The organism is Martelella sp. FLE1502 (assembly GCF_053484255.1).
This window is the reverse complement of the sequence record NZ_JBAKFQ010000018.1, coordinates 62,943-87,489: the sequence shown is the minus strand read 5'-3', so window position 1 is coordinate 87,489 and position 24,547 is coordinate 62,943. Positions and strand designations below refer to the sequence as shown.

The 24,547-nt window shown below is 63.9% G+C and carries 19 protein-coding genes; 9 read left to right on the top strand and 10 right to left on the bottom strand.

Features of this window, described 5'->3' with window-relative positions:
- The first annotated feature begins 70 nt into the window (after positions 1 to 70).
- A complete protein-coding gene (locus V6767_RS15635) occupies positions 71 to 253 on the top strand; it encodes a DUF1059 domain-containing protein (RefSeq protein ID WP_230722002.1) in 183 nt (60 codons plus the stop codon).
- On the opposite strand, the gene V6767_RS15630 is transcribed toward V6767_RS15635, so the two are convergent.
- Genes V6767_RS15630 through V6767_RS15620 form a run of 3 tightly spaced genes read right to left on the bottom strand, consistent with a single transcriptional unit; the run spans position 250 to position 2,761 of the window.
- The gene (locus tag V6767_RS15630; protein WP_448474333.1) at positions 250 to 1,515 is read right to left on the bottom strand and encodes a CCA tRNA nucleotidyltransferase; all 1,266 of its coding nucleotides are present in this window, start codon (positions 1,513 to 1,515) and stop codon (positions 250 to 252) included. The genes V6767_RS15635 and V6767_RS15630 overlap by 4 nt on opposite strands.
- Positions 1,512 to 2,156, bottom strand: coding sequence for an NUDIX hydrolase (locus V6767_RS15625; protein WP_448474332.1), 645 nt, complete (start codon positions 2,154 to 2,156; stop codon positions 1,512 to 1,514). The genes V6767_RS15630 and V6767_RS15625 overlap by 4 nt, the downstream gene beginning before the upstream one ends.
- Positions 2,153 to 2,761, bottom strand: a complete 609-nt coding sequence (locus V6767_RS15620) for a DUF1285 domain-containing protein (RefSeq protein ID WP_448474331.1) — start codon at positions 2,759 to 2,761, stop codon at positions 2,153 to 2,155. Before V6767_RS15620 ends, V6767_RS15625 begins: the two co-directional genes overlap by 4 nt.
- Before the next feature lie 161 nt (positions 2,762 to 2,922).
- On the opposite strand from V6767_RS15620, the gene V6767_RS15615 reads away from it, so the two are divergent.
- The 4 genes from V6767_RS15615 to V6767_RS15600 are packed head-to-tail and all read left to right on the top strand — an operon-like array spanning position 2,923 to position 9,690.
- Entirely contained in the window at positions 2,923 to 3,924 is a 1,002-nt protein-coding gene (locus V6767_RS15615; protein ID WP_448474330.1) for an AAA family ATPase, read from the top strand.
- An 11-nt stretch (positions 3,925 to 3,935) separates the two neighbouring features.
- Complete coding sequence (locus V6767_RS15610; RefSeq protein ID WP_448474329.1) at positions 3,936 to 4,844, top strand: DUF58 domain-containing protein; 909 nt, start codon at positions 3,936 to 3,938, stop codon at positions 4,842 to 4,844.
- Positions 4,844 to 7,624, top strand: a complete 2,781-nt coding sequence (locus V6767_RS15605; RefSeq protein WP_448474328.1) for a DUF4159 domain-containing protein — start codon at positions 4,844 to 4,846, stop codon at positions 7,622 to 7,624. Before V6767_RS15610 ends, V6767_RS15605 begins: the two co-directional genes overlap by 1 nt.
- A complete protein-coding gene (locus V6767_RS15600) occupies positions 7,624 to 9,690 on the top strand; it encodes a hypothetical protein (RefSeq protein ID WP_448474327.1) in 2,067 nt (688 codons plus the stop codon). Before V6767_RS15605 ends, V6767_RS15600 begins: the two co-directional genes overlap by 1 nt.
- A gap of 238 nt (positions 9,691 to 9,928) precedes the next feature.
- Here the strand turns inward: V6767_RS15600 and V6767_RS15595 are convergent, their stop codons facing one another.
- Positions 9,929 to 10,426, bottom strand: a complete 498-nt coding sequence (locus V6767_RS15595) for a GNAT family N-acetyltransferase (RefSeq protein WP_448474326.1) — start codon at positions 10,424 to 10,426, stop codon at positions 9,929 to 9,931.
- Between the two features lie 270 nt (positions 10,427 to 10,696).
- Between V6767_RS15595 and V6767_RS15590 the strand changes: the two genes are divergently transcribed.
- Together V6767_RS15590 and V6767_RS15585 are read left to right on the top strand one after the other, a co-directional pair.
- The gene (locus V6767_RS15590) at positions 10,697 to 11,668 is read left to right on the top strand and encodes a glutathione S-transferase family protein (RefSeq protein ID WP_448474325.1); all 972 of its coding nucleotides are present in this window, start codon (positions 10,697 to 10,699) and stop codon (positions 11,666 to 11,668) included.
- Positions 11,669 to 11,714: 46 nt separating this feature from the next.
- Entirely contained in the window at positions 11,715 to 12,632 is a 918-nt protein-coding gene (locus V6767_RS15585) for a metallophosphoesterase family protein (protein WP_448474324.1), read from the top strand.
- Positions 12,633 to 12,644: 12 nt separating this feature from the next.
- Here V6767_RS15585 and V6767_RS15580 read toward each other — a convergent pair whose 3' ends face one another.
- Positions 12,645 to 13,334, bottom strand: coding sequence for a CerR family C-terminal domain-containing protein (locus V6767_RS15580; protein WP_448474323.1), 690 nt, complete (start codon positions 13,332 to 13,334; stop codon positions 12,645 to 12,647).
- Between the two features lie 275 nt (positions 13,335 to 13,609).
- On the opposite strand from V6767_RS15580, the gene V6767_RS15575 reads away from it, so the two are divergent.
- Positions 13,610 to 14,257 (top strand): hypothetical protein, encoded by a 648-nt coding sequence (locus V6767_RS15575; protein WP_448474322.1) that lies wholly within the window; start codon positions 13,610 to 13,612, stop codon positions 14,255 to 14,257.
- Positions 14,258 to 14,316: 59 nt separating this feature from the next.
- On the opposite strand, the gene leuA is transcribed toward V6767_RS15575, so the two are convergent.
- From leuA to glyS, 3 genes are all read right to left on the bottom strand, one after another.
- Positions 14,317 to 16,017, bottom strand: coding sequence for a 2-isopropylmalate synthase (leuA, locus tag V6767_RS15570; RefSeq protein ID WP_448474321.1), 1,701 nt, complete (start codon positions 16,015 to 16,017; stop codon positions 14,317 to 14,319).
- A 292-nt stretch (positions 16,018 to 16,309) separates the two neighbouring features.
- Complete coding sequence (locus V6767_RS15565) at positions 16,310 to 17,503, bottom strand: benzoate/H(+) symporter BenE family transporter (RefSeq protein ID WP_448474320.1); 1,194 nt, start codon at positions 17,501 to 17,503, stop codon at positions 16,310 to 16,312.
- A 478-nt stretch (positions 17,504 to 17,981) separates the two neighbouring features.
- A complete protein-coding gene (glyS, locus tag V6767_RS15560; protein ID WP_448474319.1) occupies positions 17,982 to 20,096 on the bottom strand; it encodes a glycine--tRNA ligase subunit beta in 2,115 nt (704 codons plus the stop codon).
- 295 nt (positions 20,097 to 20,391) lie between these two features.
- Here glyS and V6767_RS15555 point away from each other — a divergent pair, with 295 nt between their 5' ends.
- A complete protein-coding gene (locus V6767_RS15555; RefSeq protein ID WP_448474318.1) occupies positions 20,392 to 20,976 on the top strand; it encodes a hypothetical protein in 585 nt (194 codons plus the stop codon).
- Between the two features lie 5 nt (positions 20,977 to 20,981).
- Here the strand turns inward: V6767_RS15555 and V6767_RS15550 are convergent, their stop codons facing one another.
- Positions 20,982 to 22,940, bottom strand: coding sequence for a DUF2207 domain-containing protein (locus V6767_RS15550; protein ID WP_448474317.1), 1,959 nt, complete (start codon positions 22,938 to 22,940; stop codon positions 20,982 to 20,984).
- Between the two features lie 323 nt (positions 22,941 to 23,263).
- Positions 23,264 to 24,511: a 3-phosphoshikimate 1-carboxyvinyltransferase gene (locus V6767_RS15545; protein ID WP_448474316.1), complete on the bottom strand. Its 1,248-nt coding sequence runs from the start codon at positions 24,509 to 24,511 to the stop codon at positions 23,264 to 23,266.
- Positions 24,512 to 24,547: the final 36 nt, after the last annotated feature.

Genomic DNA, 24,547 nt, shown 5'->3' with positions numbered 1-24,547 from the left:
CGATCGTGCGGCACTCTGCAAAGACCTCCCGGTCCTTGCCGGCTGGGAGGCCAACCACAAGGAGGAAACAATGAAACGCTTTGATTGCGGTTCACTCGTACCCGGTTGCACCTTTCATGCCAGTGCGGACGAGGAGGCGGAAGTCGTTCGTCGCGCCGTCGAGCATATGAGGACAACCCACGGCGAGACCATTATTCGCGAGAACATGGTCGAAAACATCAAGGCGCGCATCAAGGACGAGGAAAAGGTTTAGGCCTTGTCTTTACGAAGCGCATCAAGCCGGGCGGCCAGCGCTGCCCGGTCAGCCTTGAAGTCGCCTTCGATCCACCAATCTTCCAGCTTTTTCATATAATCGCCGACCGTCGGTCCCGCCGGCACCCCGGCCGCCACGATATCGCCGCCCGAAAACGGCATTTGCGGCTTTTCCCACCTCTCCGCCAGATCAACCAGTTGCCCGAGCTTGCCGGCCTCGCCCGCCGCGTTGAGATCGCCCGCGCCGGCCTTGCCGCGCGCGACCGCCAGCGCCAGTTTCAGCCTGATGAAAATGCCACCCCTGCCATTGCGGTAAAGCAGCTTGCGCAATGCCGGCGCGGTGGTCGCGCCGCTGATGGCGGGCGCGGTCGCGAAGGCGAGGAAGAGCGCGCGCTCCGCATTGGAGAATTTCAGCCGGTCGGCGAGTTCCGTGACGCGGACGTCATAGGGCGGGATGATTGCGGCGAGGCGCAGATAAGGGTCCGGCTGCCAGCCAAGCGCGGCTTCGCAATCGATCAGAGCGGGAACGGCGTCGATCCCCCATTTCTCGCTTTCCGGCACGATGGCGGTCAAAATCCCGGTCTGGCGCATCCACAACAGCGCGCGCGAGGGATCGCGGGCGGCAAGCAGTTTCTTGGTCTCCGCCCAGACCCGCTCGGCCGAAAGCGAGGCGAGACCCTCGCGCGCGCGGACCGAGGCGCGCAGCCCGTCCGCATCCGGCCTGCCGCCGCCATACCAGGCGAAGAACCGGAAGAACCGCAGGATCCTGAGGTAATCCTCCCGGATCCGCGTTTCCGCCTCGCCGATGAACCGCACCGTCTTCGTCTCGATATCGGCAAGCCCGCCGACCGGGTCATGGATATTGCCGTCGGCATCGGCATAGAGCGCGTTGATGGTGAAGTCGCGCCGCGCGGCGTCCTCGGCCCAGTCGGTGCCGAAGCGCACGGTCGCGTGGCGGCCAAAGGTCTCGACGTCGGCGCGCAGCGTGGTCGTCTCGAAGGGCTTGCCATCGCAGACCACGGTGACAGTGCCATGATCGATCCCGGTCGGGATCGCCTTCATGCCGGCGCCCTTCGCCCGGGCCATGACGGCGTCGGGCAAAAGCGTCGTCGCAAGGTCGATATCGCCGACCGGCTGGCCCATCAGCGCATTGCGCACCGCGCCGCCGACGATGCGGGTTTCGCCGCCCTCGCCGTTCAGGATTTCAAGAACTCTCTTCAGCCGATCGTCTTCGAACCAGTCCTGATCGCAGAGCTTGGTCAAGCGTAAAGCCTTTCGTAAATTGTCCTGACGATGCCGGCGGTGATGCCCCATATCCGGTGATCGCCGAACTTGATTTCGTAATATTGCCGCACCTTGCCGCCCAGCATGGCGGAGCCGCGAGCATGGTTGGCGGGGTCCATGATGAAGCCGAGCGGAACCTCGAACACCGCGTCGACCTCGTCCGGGTTGATCTTCAGCGAAAAGCCGGGCCGCACCACCGAAAGCACCGGCGTGATCCGGAAACCGCTGCCCGCAAGATAATCCGGCAGCCGCGCGACCGGCTGGACGAAATGGCGGGCCAGCCCGATTTCCTCCTCGCTTTCGCGCAAGGCCGCATCCTCCGGCGAGCGATCGTCCGGATCGATCGAGCCTCCCGGAAAGGCGATCTGGCCGGAATGCTTGCGCAGCTTGGTGGTGCGCCGGGTAAAGATCACCCGCGCCTCGTCGCCATAATCGACCACCGGCACCAGCACGGCGGCGGCGCGCATGTCGAGGTCCTCGTAATAGGCGAACAGGTCGGGATTGAGCTTGTGATCGCCATGATCGCGTATGGCGTGCTCCCGCGGCCGCCCGCGCTGGCTGAGCGCGCGCTCTCGGAAAGCGCCTGCGGCAAAGGGCGTTTCCTTGACGGTTTCCCTCACAGGCGCTTCTCCAGTTCCGCCATCGCCATCACCGGAAATGCCGCGCCGCCGGCGCGGATCGCGAACATGGCCTTGCCGTCGATCTCGATCTCCTCGCCCAACGCCATCAGATCATAGGTCAGCGCCCGCGAAAACAGCGCCTCGAGACGCCCGCGCACCAGCACATAGGGTCTCAGCCCGTCATCACCGTCGCCGACGGCAAAGCGTAGGGGATGATCGGGACCGGCCTCGACCACGTCACCCATATTGGTGCGAATCACGAGCGTCCGGCCGTCGCCCTCCCCCTCGATTTCCATGCCGACGGCGATGAACGGCGCATCCTCCACCCTGATCCTGAGCTTTTCCACCGGCGTCACCAGATAGGTCTCGCCGTCCTCATCCTTGCGCAAGACCGTCGAAAAAAGCTGGGCCATGGCCGCGCGGCCGATGGGACTGCCCTGATAGAACCAGGTCCCGTCCGCCTTGATTTCCATGTCGATGTCGCCGCAAAAGTCCGGTTCCCAACGGTCCACAGGCGCGGGATTGCGCAATTTGCCGCCATCAAGCTGGCGCGTAATGGCCGAAGCCAGCCCGCCGACATCGCCCGCCATATTGCCTTGCGTCATTTTTCCGTCTCACTTTCAGCGCCAAAATGGCCACCTCTCGAAATAGTCATTTCAAACCGGCTTGTCAGCCGCCCGCAGGTGATTATCCTTTCCCGACAGGCAGCGTTCCACCTTTTCGCCGCCTGAGACCCGAACCGGCCATGGGCCTTGGAGACATGTAAATGGGCGCGATTGACACGAAGGAAACGCACGAGATCGTGGCGGAGGCCGAAAAGGCGCTCGCCGACATCAAGATCGTGCGCGAGGAAGTGTCGAAAGTCATCTACGGGCAGGAAAGCGTTGTCGAAAACGTGCTGCTTTCGATCCTGTCCGGCGGCCACGCGCTGCTGGTCGGCGTGCCCGGCCTTGCCAAGACCAAGCTTGTCGCAACGCTCGGCACCGTGCTCGGCCTTGACGGCAACCGCATCCAGTTCACCCCCGACCTGATGCCCTCCGATATTCTCGGCTCGGAAGTGCTGGAGGAAAGCGAGGCCGGCCGCCGCGCCTTCCGCTTCATCAAGGGGCCGGTGTTCGCGCAATTGCTGATGGCCGACGAGATCAACCGCGCCTCGCCGCGCACCCAGTCGGCGCTGCTGCAGTCGATGCAGGAATATGCCGTCACCATTGCCGGCCAGCATTACGATCTGCCGCGCCCGTTCCATGTGCTAGCCACCCAGAACCCGCTGGAGCAGGAAGGCACCTATCCGCTGCCGGAAGCCCAGCTCGACCGGTTCCTGCTGCAGGTCAATGTCGATTATCCCGACATCGCATCCGAACGCCGCATTCTGCTGGAAACCACCGGCGCGGATGAGGGAACCGCAAGCCCGATGCTGAGCGCCGCGCGGCTGATGGAAATCCAGACGCTGATCCGCAAGATGCCGGTGAGCGAAAGCGTGCTGGAGGCAATCCTTGCGCTGGTGCGCGCGGCACGCCCCGGCGAAGGCCACGCCGATACCGACCGCGACGTCGCCTGGGGCCCCGGCCCGCGCGCCGGCCAGTCGCTGATGCTGACGGCCCGCGCCCGCGCGCTTTACCAGGGCCGGCTTGCGCCGTCGGTCGACGATGTGCGCGCCCTTGCCGGTCCCGTGCTGCAGCACCGCATGGCGCTGACCTTCGCAGCCCGCGCCGAAGGAAAGACCGTGACCGACGTCATTGCCGCAATCGCCCAGCGCGATTTCAACTGACAGGCTTGCCATTGGCTGCAATCGGACAAACGACATCGCCGACCGCCCGCAATTCGGCCCTTGCCGAGGGCCGGCGACGCGCGGCCCTGCTGCCGGATTGCCTGATCGAGGCAAGACGGATCGCCAATACGGTGATCACCGGCTGGCATGGGCGCAGGCGGCGGGGTCCGGGCGAGAATTTCTGGCAGTTCAGGCCCTATTCGCAGGGCGAATCGATGGCGCGCATCGACTGGCGGCGCTCGGCGCGCGACGATCACACCTATGTCCGCGACATGGAATGGGAGGCGGCGCATACCGTCTGGCTGTTCGCCGATCTCAGCCCGTCCATGCATTTCCGCTCCGAGCTTGCGCCGGTTTCCAAGGAACACCGCGCGCTGGTGATCCTGCTTGCGCTTGCCGAGACCCTGCTGCGCTCCGGCGAACGCGTCGGCTATCCCGGCCTTATGGAGCCGGTCTCCAACCGCAATGGCGCGGAAAGGCTTGCCCATGCGCTCGCATCGGCCACCGATCTGCCGATGGAATTGCCGCAGACCCGGATGATGCGCGGCCCGTCGGAACTGGTGATGATCGGCGATTTTCTGGACGCCCCGGACGCCCTGTTTTCGCAAATCATGCCGCTTTCGGAGCGCGGGCTCAGGGCACATCTCATCGAGGTGGCGGACCCGGCGGAGGAGAGCTTCCCCTATAGCGGCCGCACCGCATTCGCCGATCCCGAAACCGGCCGCGAACTGACGCTCGGCCGGGCCGAAAGCCTGAGGGACGCCTATCTCGCCGAATATCATGCCCGCCGGGCGGTACTCGCTGATACCGCGCGCCATGCCGGCTGGTCGTTCGTGACCCATCATACCGACCATCCCGCCTCCGAAGCGCTGACCGCGATCCATACGCGCCTTGCAGGTCCTGGCAGAGGGGTGCGGTGATGGAGTTTGCAAGCCCCCTCATCCTGGCCGCGCTTGTGGTTCTGCCGGCAATCTGGTGGCTTTTGAAGCTCACGCCGCCGCGCCCGCGCCGCGAGGTGTTTCCGCCGCTGGCGATCCTGCTCAGGCTTGCCAAGCGTGACGAGACGCCGGCCAAAAGCCCGTGGTGGCTGACATTGCTGCGCATGACGCTGGCCGCGCTGGTGATCCTCGCGATCGCCAATCCGGTGATCGACCCCGAACGCACCACGATCGCGACCGGCGGCCCGCTGGCGCTGATGATCGACAATGGCTGGGCCAGCGCCGAGGACTGGCGGGCGCGCACCCGCGCGGCCGAAAATCTCATCGATGCCGCCGCCGATGCCGACCAACCGATCATGATGGCGTTCACCGCCGAGACCGTGAATGATCCGACCCCGGTTTCCGCGACCGAGGCGCGCCAGCGCCTTGCCGCCGCCGAACCGCGCGCCGCGCGCCCCGACCGGCTCGCCGCCGCGACCGCGCTTTCCGAAGCCTTCGGCGAGACCCCGCCGGCAACCGTCGCCTTCATTAGCGATGGTCTCGCGGGCCCGGATGACGTGGCGGCCTTCTCTATGCTGTCCTCTGTCGAGGACAATATCGTGCTGAGCGCCCCGCGCGCCCTGCCCGCGGCCCTCACCGATGTCGAGAATGACGCAACCGCGAGCCGCATCACCGCAAGCCGCGCGGAAGCCGCTTCGCCGGCGGAAATGACGGTCAACGCCTACGACCTCCAGGGCCGGGTGATCGCCTCCGCCCCGCTGGTCTTCGAGGCCGGCGCCGGGGCCGCGTCCGCCGAAATCCGCGCGCCGTTCGAGGTCCGCAATGATTTCGCCCGGGTCGCGATCGACGGCGCGGCCAATGCCGGCGCGGTCCATCTGCTCGACGACGGCTTCAAGCGGCGGCGGGTGGGGCTGATATCGGGCAGCCCGGCGAATGATGCCCAGCCGCTTCTCTCCTCCGGCTACTACCTGCAGCAGGCGCTCTCGCCCTATGCCGACCTGATTACGAGCGACGCGGCGACGCTGCCCGAAGAGATCGCGGCACTCACCGACCGCAACCCCTCGGTGCTGATCCTGAGCGATGTCGGCACCCTGCCCGAAGACGCCCATGCAGCACTTCAGCAATGGGTCGAGGCTGGCGGCACGTTGATACGCTTTGCCGGCCCGCGCCTTGCCGCTGCTTCAGGCGATGACAGCCTTCTGCCGGTGCGGCTGCGCTCCGGCGCGCGCGCCTTTGGCGGCGCGATGAGCTGGAGCGAGCCGCAGCCGCTGGCGCCGTTTCCGCCCGAAAGCCCGTTCTACGGCCTGCCGGTTCCAGAGGACATCACCGTCACCCGCCAGGTGCTGGCCGAGCCCGCGCCGACGCTTTCCGAGCACACCTGGGCCAGCCTTGCCGACGGCACGCCGCTTGTGACGGAAGGGACGCTCGGCGAGGGCCGGATCGTGCTGTTTCATACCTCCGCCGATCCCAACTGGTCGAACCTGCCGATCTCCGGCTATTTCGTCGAGATGCTGCGCCGGATCGTCAACCTGTCGCGCGCGGGACAGGCCGAAGAAGGGGATGCGGTTTCGCTGCTGTCGCCCTATCGCCTGCTCGCCGCCAACGGCACGCTCACCAGCGATGTAGCCGACGCCAAGCCGCTTGCCGTTCCGGGCGGACCGAGCGCGGCAACGGCGGAACACCCGCCCGGCCTCTATGGCTCGCCGGATGGCTTCACGGCGCTGAACCTGTTTGCGGCAGGCGACCAGCTTGCGCCGGTCGATATTTCGAACTTTGGCGATGGGGTCAGGACCGTGCAGATCGGCGATGCCCGCGCCTTCAGCCTCAAGCCTTGGCTGCTGGCGGCCGCGATGGCGCTCCTGATCATCGACGGCATCATCATGCTGGCCATGAACGGCGCGTTCCGGGGCTTGCGCCCGCGCCGCCCCGCGATGTCGGCCGCCATCCTCGCCGCCTGCGCCCTCGCGATCCCGCTTTATCTCGGCTCAGCGCCGCCGGTTCACGCACAGATGGACGATGCGGCGATCGCCGATCTGCTCTACGAAACCCACCTCGCCTATGTCGTCACCGGCGAGGAGGAGGTTGACCGTATTTCCGAACGCGGTCTGAAGGGTCTGTCCGACTACATCTCCTACCGCACGGCGCTGGAGCCCGGCGATCCCATCGGCGTCGATCCGGCGAGCGAGGAGCTGGCCTTCTATCCCCTGATCTACTGGCCGATCTCCGCCACGGCGCCGATGCCGTCGGAAGAGGCGATTGCCGGGATCGAGGCCTATATGCGCAATGGCGGCACCGTGCTTTTCGACACCCGCGACCAGTATTCGCCGCTCGGCCAGAGCGCCGTCAGCGCCAACACCGAGCGGCTGCGCCAGATCCTCGACAATATCGACGTGCCGCCGCTGGAACCCGTGCCGGAAGACCACGTGCTGACGCGCTCGTTCTACCTGCTCTCCGATTTTCCCGGCCGCTATGACGGCTCGCCGCTCTGGGTCGAGGCGCGCGCGGGCGAGGATGCGGCCGGTAATATCGTCACCAGCGGCGGCGACGGCGTTTCGCCGATCCTGATCACCGGCAATGATTTCGCCGGCGCCTGGGCCACCAATCCCGATTCGACGCCGATGCTGCCGACCGTGCCGGAAAGCCCGATGCAGCGCCAATATGCCTACCGCACCGGCGTCAACATTGTGATGTACATGCTGACCGGCAACTACAAGGCCGACCAGGTGCACGTGCCTGCCCTGCTGGAAAGGCTGGGGCAATAATGGCGCTGACCTTTTCACCGCTGCTGCCGCTCTGGGCGATCTTCATCGCGCTCGCCCTCGTGCTCGCGCTGATGGCCGCCGGCTACCTCACCCGCATGCGGGCAACCACGCTACGGGCCGCCGCCGGCGTGCTGCTGGTAACCGCACTTGCCAATCCGACCATCAGCAACGAGGAGCGCTCGGCGCTGACCACCATCGTGCCGATCGTGGTCGACCGCAGCCAGAGCCAGTTGACCGGCGAGCGCCAGAGCCAGACCGACGAGGCCTTGGCCGCCCTTCAGGCGCGGCTCGCCGACGACCCGATGGTGGAGCCCCGGGTGGTTGACGTCGCTACCGCAGACGAGAACGACCGCGCCGAAACGCTTGCCTTCCAAGCCCTCTCCGAGGCCGTGCGCGATGTGCCGCCGAGCCGGCTGGGCGCGGCCTTCCTGATCACCGATGGCCAGATCCACGACCTGCCTGAGGATGCCGGCGGTCTTCCCGGCGCTATGCCGCTCAATGCCTTGGTGACCGGAACCGACAGCGAATATGACCGCCGGATCGAAATCAACGAGGCACCGCGTTTCGGCCTCGTCGGCGACAGCCTGCCGGTGGAATTCACCGTGGTCGATGACGGGCCGGTGGACGAACACACAAGCGGACCGGCCAAGGTGACGGCGCGCATCAACGGCCAGGTTGCGGCCGAGATGTTGGTCGGCACCAACCTGCCGACACGCTATGTCTTCGACATCGAAAATGGCGGCGAGAACATTCTCGAGCTCTCGGTCGCGCCGGTCGATGGCGAGTTGACCACCATCAACAACCGCGCCGTCCAGATCGTCGAGGGCATCCGCGAGAACCTGCGCGTGCTGCTGGTCTCGGGCTCGCCGCATTCGGGCGAGCGCACCTGGCGCAACCTCTTGAAATCCGACGCCTCCGTCGATCTCGTGCATTTCACCATTTTGCGCCCGCCGGAAAAACAGGACGGAACGCCGATCAACGAGCTTTCGCTGATCGCCTTTCCAACCCGCGAACTGTTCGTCGACAAGATCGACGATTTCGACCTGATCATCTTCGACCGCTACCAGAACCGCGGCGTGCTGCCACTGCTCTATTACGACAACATCGCCCAGTATGTGCTGAATGGCGGCGCGCTGCTGGTGGCGGCCGGACCTGAAATCGCGGGCCCAGAATCGATCGCAGACACGCCGCTTTCCGCCGTGCTGCCGGCGATCCCGACCGGCGATCTTGCCGAGGGCGGCTACTATCCCGAAATCTCCGAGACCGGCGAGCGCCATCCGGTCACCCGCGACCTGCCCGGCAGCGGCTCCGAGCCGCCGGCCTGGGGGCGCTGGTTCCGCTCGATCCCGGTCGGCCCGGCGCGCGGCGAAACCGTGATGACGGCTGCCGACGGCGCGCCGCTGCTGGTGCTCTCACGGGAAGGTGAAGGTCGGGTCGCCGAATTTCTCTCCGACCAGGGCTGGCTCTGGGCGCGCGGCTTCGAGGGCGGCGGTCCCTACGTTCCGCTCTACCGCCGCATCGCCCACTGGCTGATGAAGGAGCCGGCGCTGGAGGAGGAAACGCTTTCCGCAGCCGTCGACGGCGAGACGCTGACGATCACCCGCCAGACGATGGAAGACGGCGCGCCGGACGCGACCGTAATCACGCCGTCGGGCCAGACCATCACCGTCCCGCTCACCGAAGCGGAGCCCGGTCTCTTTCGCGGTGAAACCCGGGTCGATGAGATGGGGCTGTTCACCGTCGAAAACGGCGATCTTCAGCGCCTCGTCAATATCGGCGATCCGGATGCGCCGGAGTTCAAGGGCATGATCTCGACCACCGACACCCTCGCCCCGCTTTCAGCGGAAACCGGCGGACTGACCCAGCGCATCGCCGACGGCATGCCGCCGATCCGCCTCGTCAGCGGCCCGGTCCGACCCGGCAATGACAGCTATATGCCGATTGTCGAAACCGCCGACACAAGGCTCGAAAGTATCCGCTCCCTGCCCCTCTTCAACGGCCTCCTCGGCCTCGCAGCCCTCCTCGCCCTGATCTCCGCCACTTGGTGGCGCGAGGGGCGGAGCTGAGCTGTGCAGAAAGCGAAAGGGCCGCTTCGGGAAGCTGGCCTCGCAGCCCACAATCTCTCCCCTTGAGGGAAATGCACCGACAGGGGCAGAGAGGGGTGAAACCTGCCCGAGAATTCTGAGTTCGCGGTTTATGCCCATTACCCCTCTCTGTCGCTTTCGCGACATCTCCCCTCAAGGGGAGAGATTGAGGCCCGGAGGCTGTCGCAAACCGGCAAATAGCTGAGAAAGCGAAAAAGCCCTACCCACGAAACCGCATCATGCCGACGAGCTTTGCTTCCACGCCCTCGACCAGCGGCGCGGCCAGGACGCGGCGGGGATCGACGGGGCCGGGCAGTTGCAGCGTGGGCGGGACGATCGGGAGGAAGCCGAGCGGGCTGTAATAGGGCGGATCGCCGACCAGGATCACGACTTCCGACCCGGCATCGCGCGCCGCCTGAACGGCGACCTTGACCAGATGGCGGCCGATGCCGCGGTTCTTGTGCGACGGCTTGACGGCGAGCGGCCCCAGCATATGCCCCTCGGCCATGCCGGCGAAAACCGGCGTCATCCGCACCGAGGCAATAACCTCGTCGCCATCGAGACAGACGAAGGACAGCGCAGGGTCATGCGGCCCCTGTTCGCGGATGCGGGCGGCGGCGCGCACGAAACGGGCGGGGCCGAAGGCTTCGGCGTTGATGTCTTCGATGGCAGCGTCGTGGGAGGCCTCTTCGGGGAGGTAACGCAATTCACTCGTCATTGATGTCTGAACCTGTCTGGAGAACGCATGATGTCGGGGCCGGAGAAAATCCGGTCTGAACTTCCAATCAGCGTCGTCGCAGGTTCCGCATGACATTTTCCAAATTTGCGTTTCGTCGGCCACTAGCAGGAAATGCAGCAGCCGTCCAGCCTGTGGGAAGCGAAAACGGCGAGGCTCGACGGCATGCAACACACTGTCAATGGTTTCGGGGGTGGCAAAGCTGGAGGCGCGCCGTATGTAAATAGGCAAGACGAATGAAAGGAGCAGGCCATGGGTATGCTGGTAGACGGCGTCTGGAAGGACGTCTGGTACGACACCGACAAGACGGGCGGCAAGTTCAAGCGCGAAAGCTCGAAATTCAGGAATTGGATCACCGCCGACGGCAGCGCCGGGCCGGAAGGCGATGGCGGCTTTGAGGCCGAAAAGGGCCGCTACCACCTCTATGTGGCCCTTGCCTGTCCCTGGGCGCACCGCACGCTGATCTTCCGCAAGCTGAAGGGGCTCGAGGACTATATCGACGTCTCGATCGTCGACCCGCTGATGCTGGAAAACGGCTGGGAGTTCAAGAACCGTGACGGCGGTACGGCCGACAAGGTCAACGGCGCCGACTATCTCTGGCAGGTCTATACCAAGGCCGACCCGGATTACACCGGCCGCGTGACCGTGCCGGTCGTCTGGGACAAGAAGCGCGAGACCATCGTCTCCAACGAATCGGCGGAAATCATCCGCATGTTCAACAGCGCCTTCGACCACCTCACCGGCAATGATGTCGATTTCTATCCCGAGGATCTGCGCGAAGGGATCGAGGAGATCAACGCTGTGGTCTACGACACCGTCAACAACGGCGTCTACAAGGCCGGTTTCGCGACCACGCAGGAGGCCTATTCGGAAAATGTGTTAAAGCTGTTCGAAACGCTCGACATGCTGGAAAAGCGCCTCGGCGAAAACCGCTATCTGATGGGCGATCGGCTAACCGAGGCCGACTGGCGGCTGTTCACCACGCTGGTGCGCTTTGACCCGGTCTATGTCGGCCACTTCAAGTGCAATCTCAGGCGGATTGCCGACTATCCCAATCTCTCGGGTTATTTGCGCGAACTTTATCAGGTCCCGGGCGTTAAGGAGACAGTCAATATCGACCACATCAAGCGCCACTATTACGGCTCGCACAAGACGATCAACCCGACCGGCATCGTGCCCGAAGGCCCTCTGTTCGATCTCGACGCGCCGCACGGGCGCGGCTGAAAAGGCGGCGCTTGTCCGGCGGGCGTCGGAAAGCTAAGAAGACTGCATGTACACAATCGCCCATATTTCCGATGTCCATCTCGGGCCACTGCCGCAACTCTCGCCGAAGGAGCTGTTTTCCAAACGGATCACCGGCTTCTTCAATTGGCATCGCAACCGCCGCAAGCATCTCGGCAAGGATACGCTGGAGAACCTGCTGCTGGCGATCGCGGACGAGAATCCGGATCATCTGGCAATCACCGGCGATCTGGTCAATCTCGCCACCACCAAGGAAATCGATATCGCCGCCGACTGGCTGAAAAGCGTCGGCCCCGCGCATGAGGTATCGCTGGTGCCAGGCAATCACGATGCCTATGTCGGCGGCGCCTACGCCAAGATCGCCAGGGCCTGGGGCGACTACATGCAGGGCGATGATCACGAGGGCGCGCATCTCGGCAAGATGACCTTCCCCTATCTCCGCAGGCGCGGCCCGGTCGCCATCATCGGCTGCTCATCGGCCATTCCGTCACCGCCATTCCTGGCGATCGGCTCGTTCGAGGCGAAACAGGCGCGCAGGACCGCCGAGCTTTTGCGCCAGGCCGGCGAGGAAGGGCTGTTCCGGGTCCTGATGATCCATCATCCGCCCGTGCGCAACGCGGCTGCCCGTCACAAACGGCTGATCGGGATTCGCCGGTTCAAGGCAACGATTGCCACCGGCGGCTGCGAACTGGTGCTGCACGGCCATACCCACCTCAACACCGTGAACTTCATTGAGACGCGGCACGGAAAGACGCCGGTGATCGGCATCGCCGCCGCGGGCCAGGGCGCAGGCGGCAAGAAGCCGCCGTCCGGCTTTAATCTTATCTCGGTCTGGGGCAGGTCCGGCTCATATGAAATGCAATGCCGCCGCCACGCTTTGAGCGCGGCGAGCGGCCTCATAGAACCGGAAAGCGAATTCAGCTTCTCTTACACCGACGACCGGTAACTGGCCTCGGCGCTACACCGCGTCCTCGTGCACGAGGGGCCGGCGCAAAGCCGGGGTAGCGCTGGCATCAACGATCGCGTTGACGTTGAACCGGACTGCATTGCGCAATTTCAGGCACTCATTCTGGCCTATGCCGTCCCAATCAAGGCTGCGCTGGACGATGTGGCGACAGATCTTGAAATACTGCGCCTGGCCGAGCAGCGTGAAGGTCAGGATCGCCAGATCCTCGGCATTCTCGTCCCGTCCGGTGGCCCGCGCCAGCAATTGCCGCAAGTGCTTGTGCAGCGGCTCGATAAACTCGTTGAAGAGAAGATCGAAGGCTTCGCTTGGAAGCGAGATATAGCGCATGATGAAGGCCGAAATCTCGTCCTCGTCGTAATTGGGCGTCAGGGGCTGCACCAGAAGCACCATGAGCTCCACCAGTTCTTCCCGCGCCTCGGCCGGCGTCATCTTCGCCGATATCGGCTCCAGCATCGCGCCGCCGATGTTGTTCTTGGCAATATCGATCACGTAAAGCGCACAGGCGCGCATCAACCCTGGCTTGCCGCCGAAATGATAGGCGATACTGCCGATATTCGCGCCCGACAATTCCGCGATTTTACGTGTGGAAACAGCGTTATAACCATATTCTCCAAAAAGCCGGAGGGCCGCGGAGATAATCGCCTGCCTCGTTGCTGCTGCACCGCTTTGATTTTCGATCATGGCTCTTTTTATTACTCTGTTTTTGGCCAAACGTTGATCATAGAATAAATCCTCCCCGTCATTCTATTTTCTCGTTGGCATGCAAGATAAAGCAACGTGCCCGCAAGCGCCAGCCATATTTCAGCCATATTTTCCGAGCTGCACGGCTGGATCGACTGCAACAGACGGTTGCGATCCAAGTAAATTAGCTTTCCGGCTGGGGAAACGCTGCACGCCCCTTGTTTCCGCCATTTACACAAGGCAATATCGCGCCGGCATGCTGGCCGGCGAAGGGGTTGACCGGCCATTATTATATCGCGTATGCGATCGAGAGTTTCAAGGTCGTCATGGATTCCGCAGTCATCAAGAGCAGACCGAAAAGGGCAGTCGACCGTCGCCGCTGGATGGCGGGAGCGGCCTGCGCGGTATTTCTCGGCATCGGCGTGGCCGTCGGCGCCAGCCTGTCGCGGGATACCGGCGCCTCCCAGATTGTCGATCTTTCGCTCGACCAGTCAAACGACTGGATCGATGATGTTTGCGCGAATTTCAGGGTTTTCGGCCGGAAGTATCAGCCCCTGGTGGATGTCGGCCCGGGCGAAGACGCTGCCTTTGCCGAACTTGTGCAGCGCACGATCGGCATCGACATGACGGTCCCCACTTTCGATGAAGGCGCTTCGATCTTCGAGGGCGCCAGGGTCGTCGCGATCGACCGCGCGCCGGGCATCGAGCTGTTCTACCGCAACACGGCCGGCGACCTGCTGTCCGTGTTCGTGCTGGCCCGCCCCGCTTCGCCCGACAACCAGGTGACGGACGTGCAGGAGACAATTCGCGACGATCTCATCGTCTCGTGGTGGCAGGGCGAACGCACGCTGGTCGCCGTCGTCGGCCCGTCTTCCGATGCCAACATGCCCGACCTTGCCCAGGCCGCCTATCTCAAGCTTTGAGAAAACGAAAGCCGGCCGCGTTGAGCGCGACCGGCCTTCTTCACAGTCGTAAGGCGGCGTTACCGCGCCGCCAGGATCTGGTTCGCCGCCGATACGATCGCTTCCAGCGATGCGGCAACGATATTGGTGTTGATGCCGACGCCATAGATCTTGCCGCCGTCATAGGCGACCTCGACATAGGCAATCGCCTTGGCGTCGGACCCGTGGTTCAGCGAGTGCTCGGAATAGTCCTCGACCGACAGCGCAATGCCGAGATAGTCGGACAGCGCGTTGATGAACCCGTCAACAGGTCCGTTGCCCTTGGCCTCGATCCGTTTGGAAACGCCATTGTCCTCGATCTCCGCCGTTACCACGCGCTGGCCCTTGGCCTGGCCCTGCGGATAGGTCTGGTGATCGACGAATTTGATGCGGCCATTGGGCTGCTCGACATATTTCTCCATGAACACGTCGTAGATCCGCTTCGAAGGGAGCTCACGCCCCTCTTCATCGGTGATCTTCTGCACGTGCTCGCGGAAGGCGACCTGCAGGGCGCGCGGCATGTTGATGCCGTAGTCGGACTGCATGATATAGGCGATGCCGCCCTTGCCGGACTGTGAGTTGATGCGGATGATCGCCTCATAGGTGCGCCCGACATCCTGCGGGTCGATCGGCAGATAGGGCACTTCCCACTGCGGCTTGTTGGCGACCTTGATCGCCTTCATGCCCTTGTTGATCGCATCCTGATGCGAGCCGGAGAAGGCGGTGTAGACCAGTTCGCCGACATAGGGGTGACGCTCGGGAATGACCATCTGGTTGGAATACTCGTAGACCGCCTTGATCCGCTCGATATCCGAGCAGTCCAGCTCCGGATCGACGCCTTGGGTGAACATGTTCAGCGCCAGCGTGACAATATCGACATTGCCGGTGCGCTCGCCATTGCCGAACAGCGTGCCCTCGATCCGGTCCGCTCCGGCCAGAACGCCCATTTCGGCAGCGGCAATGCCCGTGCCGCGGTCGTTATGCGGATGGACGGAGACGATCAGGTTCTCGCGATTGTCGAGATTGCGGCACATCCACTCGATCTGGTCGGCATAGATGTTGGGCGTCGACATTTCCACCGTCGAAGGCAGGTTGATGATCAGCTTGTTGTCGGCGGTGGGCTTGACCACCTCGATCACCGCGTTGCAGATCTCCAGCGCAACGTCCAGCTCGGTGCCGGTAAAGCTTTCCGGCGAATATTCGAAACGGTAGCCGCCGCCGGCCTTTTCCGCCATGTCGGTGATCATCTTAGCGGCATCGACGGCGATCTGGCGGATGCCCGCCACGTCCTTGCCGAACACGACGCGGCGCTGCAACTCGCTGGTGGAATTATAGAAATGCACGATCGGGCGGTGCGCGCCCTCCAGCGCCTCGAAGGTGCGGGTGATCAGCTCCGGGCGGCACTGAACCAGCACCTGCAGCGAGACATCGTCGCCGACATTACCGTTTTCGACGCACCATCGGGCGAAGTCGAAATCCGTCTGCGATGCGGAGGGAAAGCCGATCTCGATTTCCTTGAAGCCCATGTCCAGCAGCAGCTGGAACATGCGCGCCTTGCGATCATGACCCATCGGATCGACCAGCGCCTGGTTGCCGTCGCGCAGATCGACCGAGCACCAGATCGGCGCCTTCTCGATGCGTTTCGACGGCCATTGCCGGTCTGTCAGATTGATCTGCTGATAGGCCTGGTATTTCTGAGCCGCGAACGGCATGCCCTTGTTGGCTGTGGTTTTCACGTCCATTTTTCCTCACTCCGGCGCGCATCCGTGTTCCATGCGATGGCCGCCTTGATCTTCAATTTCAGGGATGTTTCAGGAGCGCTTGTGCCAGACGGCTTTCCGGCCGCCGGGCGCTCCTCAAAGGACCCGGCAACCGCCGTTAAGGCCGAGAAGAAGAAGCGAGTTTAGGTCGCGCAGGACGGACGCCGCGGCAGTGGCACCGCGCGTGGACTTCGCCTGAAAAGTGGTCGCAAACCTGATCATGAGCGTTCCTTAGCGGCATCGGCGGCAAATTGCAATCTCAAATAGCGCCTCCTCATGCCGGCTTACGGGCGCGGCCCGCCGCCCATGACTTGATGCCGTGCACCAGCAGACCCGCGAGCAACCCCCAGAAGGCCCCGGAAACGCCGAAAAAGCCGACCCCGGAAGCTGCGACCAGAAACGTAATCGCCGCCGCCTCGCGCGCGTCCGGCTCCTTGAACGCGCCAAGCACCGCGCCGCCGAAAGCGCCGATCAGCGCAAGGCCGGCAACGGCCTCGATCAGCACTGGCGGCGCCAGCGAGACGGTTGCCACGACGAGGCCGCTGAACAGGCCGAGCACGATATAGCCGATCCCAGCGATGATCGCCGACCAGTAGCGCCGTTTCGGATCGGGATGGGCATCCGGGCCCGCGCACATCGCCGCCGTGATCGCCGCCAGATTGACCCCGTGCCCGCCGAAGGGTGCGGTAAACAGCGTGGCGAGACCGGTTACCGAGAACATCCGACCGGCCGAGGGGCGGTAATTGTTGATATTGAGGATCGCCACGCCCGGAATATTCTGCGAGGCCATGGTGACGATGAACAGCGGCAGCGCCATCGAGACCGCGCCCTGTAGCGAGAAATGCGGCGTCACCCAGACCGGCGCGGCAAAGGCATTGCGAAATACGCCGGACCACGCACCCGATTCGATATCGACGCCGAAGATCAGCACCGCCACGAAGGCAAGAAAGGCGGCCGGCACCGCCATCAGCCGGTTAAACGCTCCGACGATCACCCAGGTCGCCACGATCGGCAGCGCCAGCAGCGGCGAAAACTTCACCGCCTCCACCGGCGCGAAACAGAGCGCCAGCAGCACGCCGGCAAGCATCGCATTGGCCAGCGGCGCGGGAATGGCGGAAATCGCCCGCCCAACCGGCTTGACCATGCCGGCGAGGATGATCAGCACCGCTGAAATTATGAACGCGCCAACCGCCGCGTTGAAGCCCCCCGGCAAGGCGCCGCTGGTGGCCATCAGCGCCGCGCCCGGCGTAGACCATGCCACGCTTACCGGCATGCGCGTGACCACCGAAATGACGATGCCGCACACACCCATACCGATCGAAAGCGCCATCAGCCCCGAGGCCGATTGCGCATGGCTGGCGCCAGCGCCTTCCAGTCCCTGAAGCACGACCGAAAACGAGCTCGCAAAACCGACAAAGGCAACCAGAAGCCCCATGAACAGGCTCTGCAGTGAGAACTCCCGCAGCATCACATATTCCCTCATCAACGCCAGCCCGCGCCCTGCCCCGGCGGCATCAAGCGTTTGCAGCGTAAATGAAGGGTCCAGTCAAGGGCGAAGACCGACCGCTCGGTTCGACGCTGGACGAAGACTTTCCGCTTTGCGCAGGTGGTCACCGAATCCTATGGCTGGGTCGACCGGGGCGCGAAGGGCGGAGACAGCGTGAACGGCGTGGTGAGGGGGGTAGCCGCAACGAACATGGGCTTGGGAAGCGATGCGGAACCGCTCCAAACAATCTCTCCCTTTGAGGGATGCCCCGACAGGGGCAGAGAGGGGTGAAACATTTCGGCAAAATCGGAGTTTGCGGCCTATGCCCATTACCCCTCTCTGTCGCTTTCGCGACATCTCCCCCTCAAGGGGGGAGATTGATGGCCGCAGGCGCTTTCAGAGTATCCGAGGTATGGTCGACAGGTGAGGCAGAGCGCCGAAGCCACAGCGCCCGACGCCCTCAACCCGAAATCTTCGAGAAATCCGCAACCGTACCGGTGGCCTCGCGGATCATCGCCAGCAGCGCCAGGCGGTTGGCGCGCACGGCCTCGTCTTCGGCGTTGACCAGCACATCCTCGAAGAATGTGTCGACCGGCGCCCGCAGCGCCGAAAGCGCTTCCATGGCGGAGAAATAGTCTTCCTTGGCGGAAGCGGCCTTCGCCTTCTGGACGGCGTCCTGAATGGCCGCATAAAGAGCCTTCTCGGCTTCGAGTTCGAACAACGCCGGGTCAACCTTGTCGGCAATCCGCGTCTTCTTCTTTTCTTCCGCAGCGAGAAGCTGCCCTGCCCGCTTCTCGCCCGCCAGAAGGTTCTGGCCGTCTTCCGAGTCGAGAAACTTCGTCAGCGCCTCGACCCGGCGGGCGACGACTTCGAGGTCGTCGGCATCAGGCCCCAGCACCGCGTCGATCAGGTCATGCCGCGCGCCCATGTCGCGGAGGTAGACCTTGAAGCGGTCGTGGAAGAAGGAGAGGAGATCACGGTCATCAAAGATCGACAGCAGCGGCAGGCGTACGCCACGTTCCAAAATGATGCGAATAACGCCCAGCGCTGCACGGCGGAGCGCATAGGGGTCGCCGGAGCCGGTGGGCCTTTCGTCGATGGACCAGAAGCCGGTCAGCGTGTCGAGCTTGTCGGCGAGCGCCACCGTCAGTGACACCTTGCCGCGCGGCACCACATCGGAGGGGCCGAGGGGCTTGTAGTGTTCCTCGATGGCCGCCGCGACATCTTCGTTTTCGCCCTGAAGAACCGCATATTTGCGGCCCATCGCGCCCTGGAGCTCGGGGAATTCGCCGACGGCCTCGGTGCGAAGGTCGGCCTTGGCCAGCACCACGGCGCGGTCCACCGCGGCCGGATCAGCGCCGACGATGGGCGCCAGCTTTGCCGCAAGCGCCCGGATGCGGGCGACGCGGTCGCCCTGGCTGCCGAGCTTGGCGTGGAAGGTGACGTTCAGCGCGTCGAGCTTGGCCATGCGCTGGTCGAGCGGCTTGTTCAGGTCGAGGCCGAATTTCTCGGCTGATGCCGCAAGCGTTCCAAGGTCCGGCAGGTCGCGCTGGTCGATATGCCAGAAGTGCAGCGCATCGGAGAGACGCGCGCGCACGACCTTGCCATTGCCGTAACGGATTTCCTGGCCGCCGTCGGTGGCGGCGATGTTCGCGACCAGGATGAACTTGTTGGTGAGGCTGTCCTCGCCATGCTTCCTGACGACGAAGCATTTCTGGTTGGTCTTGATCGTCAGCCGGATGATCTCGTCCGGGATTTCGAGGAAGGCCTCCTCGAATTCGCCGAGCAGCACCTGCGGATATTCGACAAGGCCGGCGACCTCGTCCAAGAGCCCCTCATCCTCGACAACGTCGAGCCCGTTGGCAAAGGCGAGATTGGCGGCGTCGTCGCGAATGATGTCCTTGCGGCGCTCGGCATCGAGCACCACGCAGGCCTTCTCCAGCCCGGCGGCGTAATCGGAGAAGCGCTTGACGGTGAAAGGCTCCGGCGCGTGGAAACGATGGCCATAGGTGACATCGGAGGCGACGATGCCGTCGATCTCGAAATCGATGACCTTCGTCTCCTCGATTTCCGTGCCGAAGGTGCACACGATCGACTGCAGCGGCCGCACCCAGCGCAGGCTTCCGGGCTCTGCCGAGGCAGCGCCCCAGCGCATCGATTTCGGCCACGGGAAGTTGCGGATGATGCCGGGCATCACGTCGCGGATGATCTCCTCGGCATCGCGGCCGGGCTTTTCGATAACGGCGACATAGAAGTCGCCCTTCTTCGGGTCCGACTGAACCTTCGCCTCGGAAATATCGGAAAGCCCCGCGCCGCGCAGAAACCCTTCGACCGCCTTTTCCGGCGCGCCCACGCGCGGGCCCTTGCGCTCCTCGCGCACATCGGCGGAGCGCGCCGTCAGCCCGTGAATGTCCAGCGTCAGCCGGCGCGGCGTGAAATACTCGCGCGCGCCCTCATAGGTCAGACCCGCATCCACCAGCGCATCGGTGACGCGCTTTTTCAGCTCGCCCGCCGCCCGGCGCTGCATGCTGGCAGGGATTTCCTCGGATCGAAGTTCAAGCAGGAGATCAGGCATTTGTGCACTCCGCAGCCAGCATGGTTTTCGATGTCTTGCTCGTCCTCGCGCTCTCGCGCTGCGGTCGAGCGGGCTTGGCGGGGATTTCCTCTGAGCGAAGTTCAAGCAAAAGGTCTGGCATCGGAAAGGGCTTCTATCATTGTCAGGAACTTGGGTGTGGCGGTGTTAGCAAGCTCCGTGAAAAAAGTCATCCGGCAATACCGATTTTCGAAGCGCGGCCGGAAAAGAACCGTTTTTGCGCCCGCTTTGGGCCGAATTGCGCGTTATTCTGCGCGTACACACAGGAGAACTGAACGTGCACACCTTGTCGCTTTTGCCGCTTGTCATTCTGGCAAGCAATGCCATACCCGTTTCCGCAGAGCCGCTTATGCCCCAGGGCAATTTTCGCACCGAATGCCTCGAGATCGGCAAGGATGGTCGCCACGGGCTGATCGCGGAAGTATCAATCGAGGGCGACGTGATTTCGGCCAGCGCGCAGACCTATGCGCATAATGATTGCGATATCCCGACCGTGCGTGCCGATTATCGCGGCATCATTACCGATATCCGGGCAAATGGCGACCGCATCGAATTCACGCAGGAAACGGGCCCGTTTCTATACACTCTGCTCTCCGATGACGTGACCACCTATTACAATGCCAATGCGGAATCCGCCGGCTGTGGGCTCACCGGCTGGCAGACCGGCGTGCCGCGCGATGCGGCGGGCAAAACCTGCGCGCCCTACACCTTTCCCGAAATCGGAACGGAGCTGAAGGACAGCGTCTGGGAGAACCGGAACGGCATCGAGTTCGCACGCCTGCCGCTTATATGGGACAGCGCGCCGGAAGCCGGCTACCCCGAACAGCCGTCCGGCATCCTCTTCACCCGCGTGGCCGACTGAGCGGCCTACCAGCCGCCACCGCCGCCACCGCCGCCGCCGCCGCCGGAAAACCCGCCGCCGCCCGAAAAGCCGGAGGACGAGGTGTTCTGCGTCGGCATCGACGACGACATGGTGGACGCCATCGACGAGGAGAAGCTGCCGATCTGGTCGGAGAGGTTCTGGTGGCGGAAATCGCCGGCATACCAGTAGGGCGAATAATAGCTGGCCGTGCCAGCCGCGATAGCCGCCACAAGCCATTTGTCGAAGGCGCGCGACCACGGCTTTTCGACGCCGAGCGCCACGGCATAGGGCAGCAGCGTCTCGAAATGCTGCGGTGACATTTCCGGCGCGCCGGCCATGTTCATGCGATTGGCTTCGGCGAGCGTCAGATACTGCTTCAGCCCGGCGATCTCGTCCATCTTCTTGCGGCCTGCCGTCGTCGGCGCGCCCATGATGAAGGCAAAGATCAGGTTGGTGAGCACGAGCCCGCCGCAGGCAACGATCACCGCCCAATCCGCGGCATCGATACTGTCGCTGAGAAGCGTGACCGCCATGCCGCCGATGGCCTGCAGCAGGAAGAACCCGACAAATCCGGCGGCGACCAGGGTGCCGATCGCCGAGGACATCGACCCGCCCCGCCGCCGGAACGACTTGGCGATCATCGATGAAAACAGGCCGATGAACACGGAAATGAACACCGAGAAGAACAGCACCGGAATGACGGCGTTCGAGATCGTGCCGAACACCATCAGCAGCAGACCCGCAAGCGCGGAAAGCGCAATGCCGCCCACGAGATACCCGATATTGCGGACAAAGAACTCGCCGCGATGCTCACTGGTGATCGCCGAGGTGAAGGCGCTGGCCATGGACGACACTTTCGAGCCGTGCGCCTTGTCGACGATGAACACGCCGCCGGCGTCGTCGACCGATTTCAGCAAGGCCTTCTGCCCCGCCGGCAGGGCCGGGTCATAGGGCTTCGACGTGCGCTTCAGCGTCATACCCTTCTTCGGCTCGTCGATGATCAGGAAGCCTTTCACCGCAAGGTCAATCGCGGTGGCGGCAATCGCATCGAAACGGCTTGAACCAAAACCCTGGTTCTGGACATAGGCGACAAGCGCCGGCGACAGGCCCTCCGGCGGTTCCCAGCGCGGCACCACGACGCCGGCCGGCGGATCGCGCCCGACCTTGCGCCATGACAGGAGGTAATAGAGGAAGACCAGCAGCAGGCCGCCGAAGCCGATGAAGTAATTGCGGTAATCGCTCAGGAACCACGATGCGCTTTCCGACGTGGTCGGCGCGTCGATCGCGCCCTTCGGCACCGCGACGACGACCGAGAGCCCTTCCTTGGGGCCAAGCGGCGCCGTGGTCTCGAAGGTCACCACATTGCCGTTGGTCGTCTCCCGGGCATTTTGTTCGCGCGAGCCGTAGGCGCCGGTGTAGAAGGTGGTCCGCGTCGGCGTCACGCCCTCCGGCAACGTGATCGTCGCGGTCGCCTGCTCGATCGGGAAGGCCCAGAAATTGCCGGTGGCGTTCCAGTAAATCTCGTCGTGGTCGTCGAAATAGCGCACCTGCCGGTCGGTCTCGTAAGTGAGCTGATAGGTGTGGTTGCCGGGCGGCAGCACCGTGTCGGCCGAGCCGATATAGATGCGGATGCCGTTGGTGATGCTTTCGGTGTGGTGGTCCACGGGCTCACCGTCAAGCGTCACGGATTTGAGGTCGAAGGTCACGTCGCCGGTGCGGCCGCTGTCGGTTTCAAAGCGCAGCGGAAAATCGCGGAAAATGCCGCGCCTGATCTGGTCGCCCTCGGCATGGACGGCAATGGTTTCGGTGACGTCGTAAACCCCGGATTTCTCCACGGTGACATCGGAGGTGAAACTGTTGATGACCTCGGCGGCGTGGACCGGAACGGCGGCAAGGAGGAGCGTTGTGAGAAGCACGGCGATGCCGCGCGCGCCCCAATCTCCCCCCTTGAGGCAAGTCGGCAATGCTCGATCTTGAGGCTTGCACACAATATTCTCTCCCGCTTGCGGGAGAGATGCCCCGAAAGGGGCAGTGAGGGTGAAGCAGCTTTTCAGATTCGTGAGAGCTTTCGTGATGAGGGTCTCCCCCCTCACTGTCGCTGTCGCGACATCTCTCCCCTCCGGGACGAGAAGACTTGCGGGCTCTGCGGCAAAGCCACCCGCACACCTTCCCTCAAGGGGGGAGATTGATGGGAGTACCGCCGCAAAGGCAGTCCGTATCCTTGAAATCCATCGCATGGCTACCTCGCGCGAGACTGACAGTGTCCGGTTCGCCATGGTGCTTCTCCTCAAGTTTCGTATTTAACGCCCAGCGAGGCCAGCGCATCCCAGTAGCCCGGATAGGTCTTGCCGACGCAGAGCGGGTCCAAAATGGTGATGCCGGAGATCTTCAGGCCGGCCAGCGCAAAACTCATGGCAATGCGGTGATCGGCAAAGGTGTCGATTTCGGCAGGCAGGTGCTGGCCGTCAAGGCCCGGATCGGCATGGACGATCAGGTCGTCGCCGTCTTCCTCCGCAAGGCCGTCTCGGATCGCGTTGAGGCCGAGCGACAGCGCGCGGGTGCGGTCGCATTCCTTGACGCGCAGGTTCTCGATGCCGGTGAAGCGCACCGGCGTCTCGTTGAAGGCGGCGAGCACGGCGAGCGTCGGCACGGCGTCCTGCATCTGGCTGCCGTCGATCTCGCCCGGCATATGCGGGAAGGCGGCCATCACCGCGTAAGATTTCGCATCCGGCTGGGTGAAGCTTTCCGCGCGCGTGCCGATATCGATCTTTCCGCCGGTCAGAAGCTCGGCGGCCCACAGATAGGTGGCGGCCGAGGCGTCGGGCTCGATATGGAAATCGGTGGCCTGATAATGACCCGGCTGTACTTCCCAGGTGGCCTCATCCACCTGTTCGGCCGTCGCGCCGAAGGCGGCCATGGCGTCGAGCGTCAGCCGGATATAGCCGCGCGCGCCGATTTCCGTGCCGGTGAGCGCGATGGTGACCGGCGCGGGGGCAAGGGGGGCCGCCATCAGCAGGGCGGAAACATACTGGCTGGAAAGCCCGGCATCGATCTCGATTCGGCCGGAGCCGAAACGGCCATTGCCGGTAATCGTCACCGGCGGGCAGCCGGTTGGGGCCTCGGCCTTGATGCAGAGCCGCTGCAGAGCCTCGACCAGAGGGCCGATCGGGCGCTTGCGCATATGCTCGTCGCCATCGACGATGACGGTGCCATCAACACTCGCCGCAGCCGCCGTCAGGAACCGGGTGGCGGTGCCCGCATTGCCGAGAAACAACGGGCCGGAGGGCGCTTCAAGCCGGCCCGACCCGGTGACCACGAAGCTGGTTTCATCGGGCTCGTCCACGGAAACGCCCATCGCCCGGAGCGCATTCGCCATATGCTTGGTATCGGCGCTTTTCAGCGCGCCGGTGAGCCGGCTCCTGCCCTTGGCGAGGCCGGCGAGCAGCAGCGCCCGGTTGGTGATCGATTTCGATCCGGGCGGGCTGACATGGCCCGAAAGCGCGCGGCCGGGCGGAATGATGGTGAGCTTGTCCATGCGAGGGCACTTTCATCAGGCCGCCTGTTGCGGCGG

What these genes read in the sequence shown, in the direction of transcription:
- V6767_RS15545 (WP_448474316.1), bottom strand. Translation starts at nt 24,511, where the DNA reads ATGGACAAGCTCACCATCATTCCGCCCGGCCGCGCGCTTTCGGGCCAT.
- V6767_RS15605 (WP_448474328.1), top strand. Translation starts at nt 4,844, where the DNA reads ATGGAGTTTGCAAGCCCCCTCATCCTGGCCGCGCTTGTGGTTCTGCCG.
- V6767_RS15595 (WP_448474326.1), bottom strand. Translation starts at nt 10,426, where the DNA reads ATGACGAGTGAATTGCGTTACCTCCCCGAAGAGGCCTCCCACGACGCT.
- V6767_RS15635 (WP_230722002.1), top strand. Translation starts at nt 71, where the DNA reads ATGAAACGCTTTGATTGCGGTTCACTCGTACCCGGTTGCACCTTTCAT.
- V6767_RS15615 (WP_448474330.1), top strand. Translation starts at nt 2,923, where the DNA reads ATGGGCGCGATTGACACGAAGGAAACGCACGAGATCGTGGCGGAGGCC.
- leuA (WP_448474321.1), bottom strand. Translation starts at nt 16,017, where the DNA reads ATGGACGTGAAAACCACAGCCAACAAGGGCATGCCGTTCGCGGCTCAG.
- V6767_RS15600 (WP_448474327.1), top strand. Translation starts at nt 7,624, where the DNA reads ATGGCGCTGACCTTTTCACCGCTGCTGCCGCTCTGGGCGATCTTCATC.
- V6767_RS15620 (WP_448474331.1), bottom strand. Translation starts at nt 2,761, where the DNA reads ATGACGCAAGGCAATATGGCGGGCGATGTCGGCGGGCTGGCTTCGGCC.
- V6767_RS15585 (WP_448474324.1), top strand. Translation starts at nt 11,715, where the DNA reads ATGTACACAATCGCCCATATTTCCGATGTCCATCTCGGGCCACTGCCG.
- V6767_RS15590 (WP_448474325.1), top strand. Translation starts at nt 10,697, where the DNA reads ATGGGTATGCTGGTAGACGGCGTCTGGAAGGACGTCTGGTACGACACC.
- V6767_RS15565 (WP_448474320.1), bottom strand. Translation starts at nt 17,503, where the DNA reads ATGCTGCGGGAGTTCTCACTGCAGAGCCTGTTCATGGGGCTTCTGGTT.
- V6767_RS15580 (WP_448474323.1), bottom strand. Translation starts at nt 13,334, where the DNA reads ATGATCGAAAATCAAAGCGGTGCAGCAGCAACGAGGCAGGCGATTATC.
- glyS (WP_448474319.1), bottom strand. Translation starts at nt 20,096, where the DNA reads ATGCCTGATCTCCTGCTTGAACTTCGATCCGAGGAAATCCCTGCCAGC.